The following is a 5779-nucleotide window of genomic DNA, read 5'->3' on the forward strand; positions in this document are numbered from 1 at the left end:
GATGACGCCTCTACCGTTACCGGGGCAGACCTGGATACCTCCGGTGGGTATCTGGCCATGGGCAGTGAAGGACTGGGAGAGTCTTCCAGTTTTGCCGGCAGTGACTAGGATAAGAGGAGGAAATTAGAAAGTAAAGCAAAGGCGGTATTATGGATATTGAAAAACATTATAAAAATGCCCGTGAAAAATATGGCCAAATGGGGATAGACACAGATAAGGCTTTGGAAAAAATGAGCAGTATACCACTGTCAATTCATTGTTGGCAGGGTGACGATGTAGCGGGATTTGAAAAGAAAGGCTCCGTCCTTTCGGGGGGCGGTATTCTCTCCACTGGAGCTTACCCGGGCAGAGCCGGCAATATTGACCAGCTAGCCCAAGATATAGAAAAAGCATTTTCCCTGGTACCTGGGCCTAAAAAATTATCCCTCCATGCCATATACGGGGATTTTAAAGCGAAGGCTATTGATAGGGATTCTATAGAACCAGGGCATTTTAAATATTGGTTGGATTGGGCAAAGCAAAACCAGTATGGATTGGATTTTAACCCCACATTATTTTCGCATTCTAAAGCTGAATCCGGGTATACTCTATCCAGCCAAGACCAATCTATAAGAAGTTTCTGGATAGACCATGTAAAAAGATCCCGGAAAATTGCTGCCTATTTGGGCCAGAACTTAAACAAACCATGCATAAATAATATTTGGATACCGGATGGGGAAAAAGACATAACCCCTTCCCGCCTGGTGCACAGGGAGCTGCTTATAGATAGCCTGGACCAGATTTTGGATGTGGAGTATGCTAGAGAATTTCTTATAGATTCAGTAGAATCTAAATTATTTGGCATAGGTTATGAGTATTATACAGTGGGATCAAATGAATTTTATTTGCTGTATGCTGCTAAAAAAAGGATCGCTATCACCTTTGATATGGGACATTTCCATCCCACTGAACTGGTAAGTGACAAAATTAGTGCCACCCTGCCTTTCTTAACCGATATACTGTTACATATAAGCAGGGGAGTACGTTGGGACAGTGATCATGTCCCCATATTAGACCAGGAGCTAATAGATGTCATGCTGGAAATTAAAAGAGCTGATGCTTTTTCCAGAGTACATATGGGTACAGATTTCTTTGACGGGTCTATTAATAGGATAGGAGCATGGGTAGTGGGTGGAAGATCGGTAGCCAAAGCGATTTTACGTGCCTATCTGGAGCCAACCGAAAAGCTTATTGCATATGAACAGGATGGGAATCTTTTTGCCAGGCTGGCCTTGCATGAAGGCTTGATTTCCATGCCTTTCGGTGATATTTGGAATTATTACTTGGCTACCCATAATATGCCTGATGATATTGAAATGATCAAGGAGATAGAAACCTATCAGAAAGGGGTGTTAAACCAAAGACAGCAATAGAAAGTAATTGTTATAAACTTTTATATACTTTAAAATAACTAAAGTGGCCTTAAAGCAGGCAGTATGCTTTAAGCTGTTTGAATATGCAAAATAATATTATTTGTATTTAAAAAAAAGGAGCATCAAGGATTGATAATTGGTAATTTAAACCAGGATCTCCATCAGTTCAACTATATTGAAAACCAGGATTTGAAGAAAGTAGCTGACTTTATTAAAAGTAATGATTTCTCTACCAAGACAGAGGGCAGGCATCCCCTGGAAGGAGAAAGAATTTTTTATAATTTGATTTCCTATAATACCACCTTTACATCTAAACGGGATCCAGAAGCCCATTGGGAATATATTGATTTTCAATACCTGATCAGTGGAGAAGAGAATATCGGATGGGCTCCTTATAATCAAGACCAAGAGATACTTAAGGCTTATAATCCTGAAAATGATATATTAACTTTTTGCAATGTTAAGCAGGAAAGTTTTTTTACACTAAAAGCGGGAATGTATGCTATTTTCTTTCCCGATGATATTCACCGGCCCGGCATACAGACCTCTAGAAGCCTGGCTGTCAAGAAACTAGTGTTCAAGATTAAGATTTAGGGCGGCTACTTAACCGAAAACTCCAATTCCTCAAACAGTTCACCGTTAAGAAATACTTCAGCCTGGTAATTGCCGGAAGGGAAGCCTTCAGATATGTTTATATTAAAACTTAAGTAACCTGAGCCTTTTTTATCTACCCGGGAGACCTGTTCCTGGATTACGTCTCCGGTATCAAGATAAGTCCAGGCCACTTTTAACTCATCTTCGGGAGTTATATTTTCTATATTTACAGAAAGGTAAATATTTTTAATATCTGCAGGTAAAATATTAGGCATTTCCAGGGGGGAATTATTTTCATTGACTGATTTACAGAGGTAAACTTCTTTAATGGACAAAGGTTGTTGGGCGCACCCTCCTAGCAGTATAGTTAATACTAAAACTACCATTACTATTTTAAATTTCATATCATATCCTTTATAATTCTAACTATATATTTACCCTGACTGTTATCATAATTTAATTTATAGTTAATGTAAATAATGGGCAATTACCCTGTAGTTGCCCTTAAGGGAACCATAGGTATTTTGGCTGAACAAAAGAGGGAAAAATTAAAAGAGTTTTATCTGCGGATAAAAGACTGTAAGGGCTGCGGTCTTTGGAAAACCAAGACTAAGTTTGTCTTTGGCAGCGGAAGCCCAGAGGCCAGGCTACTGTTTATAGGCGAAGCTCCCGGCAAAAATGAGGATCTGCAAGGTCGTCCTTTTGTGGGACGGGCGGGACAGGTTTTAGATGAACTTTTATCAACTATTGGTTTGAAAAGAGAGCAAGTCTTTATAGCTAATGTATTAAAATGCAGGCCTCCCGGAAATAGGGATCCCAGGCCAGAGGAGGTAAAAGCCTGCAAACAATATCTATACAGTCAGATAGAAATTATAGATCCTGAGATTATATGTACCCTGGGGAAGCACTCTACCCAGCTTATACTAAATACAAATAAAGGCATAACTGGCCTGAGGGGCCATGTATACCGGATAGAAAACCGCATGGTACTACCCATTAACCATCCTGCTGCAGTATTGTACAGCCCTGCTAAATATGGAATATTGGAAAAGGATTTCCAAAAAATAAAGGAACTGTTAGATCGTATAGAGCAACCTGAAGTTGGTAGAAATACTGGACAGCAGCCAAACATACAAAGTGATCAGTTAGGTTTATTTTAAATGCAAGTTCAATTTATAACCAGTGCACCCCAGCAAACTGCTGAGCTGGGACAATGTTTTGCTCCTTGGGCTAGAGGGGGAGATATTTTTATATTAACTGGAGATTTGGGTGGGGGAAAAACTACCTTTGTAGCTGGTCTGGCTAAAGGCCTGGGTGTAGAGGAAACGGTATCCAGTCCTAGTTTTACCCTAATCAACGAGTATGATATAGGGGATTTAAAATTAATCCATGCCGATTTATACCGCCTGGCTGGCATAGAAGATATAGAAGACATAGGAATGGAACATTATTTATACCAGCCCCACAATATTGTTTGTATTGAATGGGGAGAAAAAATGGGAACCTGCATGCCTTCTGAATATATGACTATTTCTTTTAATTATACAGAAGGCGAGGAATATGGAAGAACCATAGTTTTTAAATCATGCAGTGATTACAATGATAAAAAATTAATAGAATTTAACAAAATGGCCAGCCGGAAAGGCTTATTATGAAAATACTGGGAATAGAATCGACCAGTAACCACCTGTCAGTAGCAGTAAGCAGGGACACGGGGATCCTTTCCTGTGAATTTGGAGAAAATAGCAAAAAGCATATGGTTAATATAATAGATACTATAGACCGTGCTTTACATAAGGCAGGTTTGGACCTGGAAAGCCTGGACTTGTTGGCCGCTGACATAGGTCCCGGAGATTTTACCGGTACCAGAATAGGCCTTACTGTGGCCAAGACACTGGCTTGGACTTTAAAAAAACCCACTTATGGCGTAAATGTAATGGATATGATTGCTCTAAATTGCCTTTATCTCAATTTAGGCCCAATACATAAATTATTGGAGAAAAAAGAAAGAGTTTTAATTATATCCTGCCTGGATGTAAGAAGGGGAGAGATATTGCTGGGTTTCTACTGCCTGAATCCGGTTTCTTCCCTTACCGATATGAATTTTGATTGCCGGGATAATGGTTCTGATGATTTAATATATGCTGGAGATGGTTTTAGCTTAACCAGATTTTTACCATATAGACTGGAAAGCAAAATAAATATAGGGGATCCTATATTATCCGTCCCTAAAGCATCCAAGATTTATATTACAGGCAATGCATTGGCTGCCTATGCGGCAGACTTCAATTTAATAGCAGAAAAGATGACTAATATTTGTTTGGAGTATAGGCTGGAGGTACCAGACGCTTCCTATTTAAACCTGTGTGCTTTCCAGCAGTACCAAAACGGCAGGCAACCAGAAATTCTAAACCCTTATTATGTAAGGGATTTCGCTCCTTTTGGGGGTAGCAAATGATGACCAAAACTTTAACTTTGCTGGGAATAGAGACATCCTGCGATGATACGGCAGCAGCAGTAGTGACAGGTGGCAAGCATATACTGTCCAGTATAGTTTCTTCCCAGAATGATATTCACCGCAAATATGGGGGAGTGGTACCAGAGTTAGCTTCCAGGAAGCATATCGAAGCCATAAATATAGTTATAGGTGAAGCTTTAAGCCAGGCTGGTATTAGCCTGGACAAAGTTGATGTGGTGAGCGTAACCAACCGGCCGGGGCTTATTGGTTCACTGCTGGTGGGAGTAGGAGCAGCTAAAGCTATATCTTATGCCAGGAAAATACCATTGGTAGCAGTAAACCACCTTAAGGCACATCTTTTTTCAAATTTACTGGCCCATCCTGAAATGGATGGTGATTTCATAGGCTTGATTGTTTCTGGCGGCCACTCCAGTATTTATCAAGTCGATCCAGAATTTAATATTATCCAATTAGGCCACACATTAGATGATGCAGCAGGAGAAGCTTTTGATAAGATAGCCAGATACCTTAATTTAGGGTATCCCGGGGGTCCGGTAATAGATAAGCTTTCCAAAAAAGGTGATGAAAATTTTATAGATTTCCCCCGTCCCATGTGGGACAGCGGGGATTTTAATTTCTCTTTTTCGGGCCTTAAAACAGCCTTGATATATTTAACCAAAAAGAATAAGGACCTGGTTACTGCTAAAAATATTCCCAGCCTGGCTGCCAGCTTTCAACAAGCCATAGTCGATGTTTTAGTGGAAAAAACGGTTAGGGCAGCTAAAGAAAAACAAATAGGCCAAATTGCGGTAAGCGGGGGAGTGGCGGCTAATGCCAGGCTCAGGCAAGATTTTGAAAAAAGATGTAAAAAAGAAAAGTTAAAACTTTATATCCCCCCTCTTTCCCTGTGTATGGACAATGCGGCAATGGTGGGCTGCCTAGGTTATTATGAATACTTGAAAGGCAATATAAACGGTCTTGATTTGGATGTCTACTCCCGGTCAGAGGTATAACAAAGATTTTTTTAAGTTACTTCTTGTATCTTTCTTTCTGATATTAAAAAAGCTTAAATTGTTTTTTATATTTCCTTGATTTTTGATTATTGGTATATTATTATGGTTACTAGTTAGCAGTCTTACAGATTGAGTGCTAATTTTTTTTTATACTTTTGCATAAATGTTTAATGCCTTAAAGGAGGTAACCATGAACTACAAACCACTGGCCGACAGGCTGCTGCTTAAGGTTAAAAAAGCAGAGGAAATGACCAAGAGCGGCATCGTGCTGCCTGACAGCGCCCAGGAAAAGCCCCAGGAAG

General features: G+C 39.9%; 8 protein-coding genes. 7 read left to right on the forward strand and 1 reads right to left on the reverse strand.

Annotated elements, in window-relative coordinates; all coding sequences use genetic code 11:
* Window positions 1–149: 149 nt before the first annotated feature.
* Both PHN32_08895 and PHN32_08900 read left to right on the forward strand, forming a co-directional pair.
* A complete protein-coding gene (locus PHN32_08895; GenBank protein ID MDD3777705.1) occupies window positions 150–1412 on the forward strand; it encodes an L-rhamnose isomerase in 1263 nt (420 codons plus the stop codon).
* A 129-nt stretch (window positions 1413–1541) separates the two neighbouring features.
* A complete protein-coding gene (locus PHN32_08900; GenBank protein MDD3777706.1) occupies window positions 1542–2006 on the forward strand; it encodes a YhcH/YjgK/YiaL family protein in 465 nt (154 codons plus the stop codon).
* A 5-nt stretch (window positions 2007–2011) separates the two neighbouring features.
* Here PHN32_08900 and PHN32_08905 read toward each other — a convergent pair whose 3' ends face one another.
* Window positions 2012–2410: a hypothetical protein gene (locus PHN32_08905; protein ID MDD3777707.1), complete on the reverse strand. Its 399-nt coding sequence runs from the start codon at window positions 2408–2410 to the stop codon at window positions 2012–2014.
* Window positions 2411–2485: 75 nt separating this feature from the next.
* Between PHN32_08905 and PHN32_08910 the strand changes: the two genes are divergently transcribed.
* The 5 genes from PHN32_08910 to PHN32_08930 form a co-directional block, all read left to right on the forward strand.
* Window positions 2486–3166, forward strand: a complete 681-nt coding sequence (locus PHN32_08910) for a uracil-DNA glycosylase (protein ID MDD3777708.1) — start codon at window positions 2486–2488, stop codon at window positions 3164–3166.
* Window positions 3167–3661, forward strand: a complete 495-nt coding sequence (gene tsaE / locus PHN32_08915; protein MDD3777709.1) for a tRNA (adenosine(37)-N6)-threonylcarbamoyltransferase complex ATPase subunit type 1 TsaE — start codon at window positions 3167–3169, stop codon at window positions 3659–3661.
* Entirely contained in the window at window positions 3658–4464 is an 807-nt protein-coding gene (tsaB, locus tag PHN32_08920) for a tRNA (adenosine(37)-N6)-threonylcarbamoyltransferase complex dimerization subunit type 1 TsaB (protein ID MDD3777710.1), read from the forward strand. The genes tsaE and tsaB overlap by 4 nt, the downstream gene beginning before the upstream one ends.
* Window positions 4461–5477: a tRNA (adenosine(37)-N6)-threonylcarbamoyltransferase complex transferase subunit TsaD gene (tsaD, locus tag PHN32_08925; protein ID MDD3777711.1), complete on the forward strand. Its 1017-nt coding sequence runs from the start codon at window positions 4461–4463 to the stop codon at window positions 5475–5477. Before tsaB ends, tsaD begins: the two co-directional genes overlap by 4 nt.
* Window positions 5478–5667: 190 nt before the next feature.
* Window positions 5668–5779 (forward strand): co-chaperone GroES (locus PHN32_08930; protein ID MDD3777712.1); only part of this gene is annotated, 112 nt, incomplete at its 3' end.

The organism is Actinomycetota bacterium, from assembly GCA_028698215.1.
Classification (GTDB): Bacteria; Actinomycetota; Humimicrobiia; order Humimicrobiales; family Humimicrobiaceae; genus Halolacustris.

Bases quoted from the DNA above. Each gene is read 5' to 3' on its own strand.
- PHN32_08895 (MDD3777705.1), top strand. From the start codon at position 150: ATGGATATTGAAAAACATTATAAAAATGCCCGTGAAAAATATGGCCAA.
- PHN32_08905 (MDD3777707.1), bottom strand. From the start codon at position 2,410: ATGAAATTTAAAATAGTAATGGTAGTTTTAGTATTAACTATACTGCTA.
- PHN32_08910 (MDD3777708.1), top strand. From the start codon at position 2,486: ATGGGCAATTACCCTGTAGTTGCCCTTAAGGGAACCATAGGTATTTTG.
- tsaE (MDD3777709.1), top strand. From the start codon at position 3,167: ATGCAAGTTCAATTTATAACCAGTGCACCCCAGCAAACTGCTGAGCTG.
- tsaB (MDD3777710.1), top strand. From the start codon at position 3,658: ATGAAAATACTGGGAATAGAATCGACCAGTAACCACCTGTCAGTAGCA.
- tsaD (MDD3777711.1), top strand. From the start codon at position 4,461: ATGATGACCAAAACTTTAACTTTGCTGGGAATAGAGACATCCTGCGAT.